Raw genomic sequence first — 1,308 nt, 5'->3', positions numbered from 1 at the left:
CTTTAGTGTTCGAAACCTTGAGTAAAAATAAAATATAAATATTTTCTTGATAAATTAACATGTTATAAACATTTGTGACGTTGATGATTTTCAAAACCAAAAAACAAGAGGTAAAATGTTAATATCTAACATATTGAAGTTAATAAGTTATTGAGGTGTTTTAATTTATACACGATATCTTTGTCTCATCAAATAATTGAGATGAGCAAAGCATTAAATAAAAATATCACAGTTCAGGGTTTACTGGAATTATTTCCCAGTGAATTATTGGATAAGTTAAGTGATAAAACTAATGTAGATCATCAAGTGAAAAAATTATTTGGTAAAAACATGTTCTATCTATTATTATATGGTTTTTTAGAAAGTAGCAGAGCAAGTCTTAGGAGTTTGGAAGATGTTTACAATTCGCATAAGTTTAAATTTCTTTTTAATATTGATCAACAAAACGTAACAAAATTCAATTCATTGTCAGATCGTTTAGAATCAATGAATCCTGATTTCTTTAAAAGGATATACGAATATGCACATAGCATGTTATCAAAATGGTACACTGATTCAGAGGCTGAGAATTATTCGATAATAAGAGTTGATTCTACACTAGTAAAAGAGGTTGCCAATAAACTTCGTGAAGGTATTACAACTGCCAATCAGCACAATAGTAGAAAACACATCAAGTTTACTATTGCGATGGATGACTTATTTCCTTTGGATGCTGAGGTTTTTACGGATAAGCAATATTCCAATGAAAATCATTCAATACCAGAAGTTGTTATTAATCAAGATAATAAATTAGGGATTTTTGTTTTTGACAGAGGAGTAAACAGTCGAGATAAGTTTAATGAATTTGACAATTTGAATAAATCTTTTGTTACTCGAATCTCCCCGACAAAACAGCTCAATGTTATTACAAAGAATAAAATGGACTCTGATAAATATAACAATCTTCTAATCCAAGAAGACCTGATTGTTAATCTATTTAATAGACGCCACCAAAGAAGCAACCCATTTCGTCTAATAAAAACCATTAAAAATGACGGCAGTAATGAAGAGCTTTGGTTTCTGACAAATTGTTTGGATTTAAAAACTTCAGAAATAGTAGCCATTTATAGGAAACGATGGGATATTGAAGTGTTTTTCAGGTTTATCAAACAAGAACTGAACTTTTCTCATTTTGTATCAACTAAAGTAAACGGTATAAAAAATATACTTTATATAACTTTGACTTTGGCTATTCTGATTCTGATATACAAAAAACAAAATAATATCGGTTACAAAACTGCTGTTAGAAGATTTAGAATTGAACTTGAT

The 1,308-nt window shown here is 28.7% G+C and carries 1 protein-coding gene; it reads left to right on the top strand.

The features are described from left to right. Positions 1–201 precede the first annotated feature (201 nt). Positions 202–1,308 (top strand): IS4 family transposase (locus tag OM074_RS21070; RefSeq protein WP_301202691.1); only part of this gene is annotated, 1,107 nt, incomplete at its 3' end.

The organism is Plebeiibacterium marinum, from assembly GCF_026013615.1.
In the GTDB taxonomy this organism is placed as follows: domain Bacteria; phylum Bacteroidota; class Bacteroidia; order Bacteroidales; family Marinilabiliaceae; genus Saccharicrinis; species Saccharicrinis marinus_A.
Note: the sequence above shows the minus strand (reverse complement) of the source record. Positions and strands in the feature narration are given on the sequence as shown.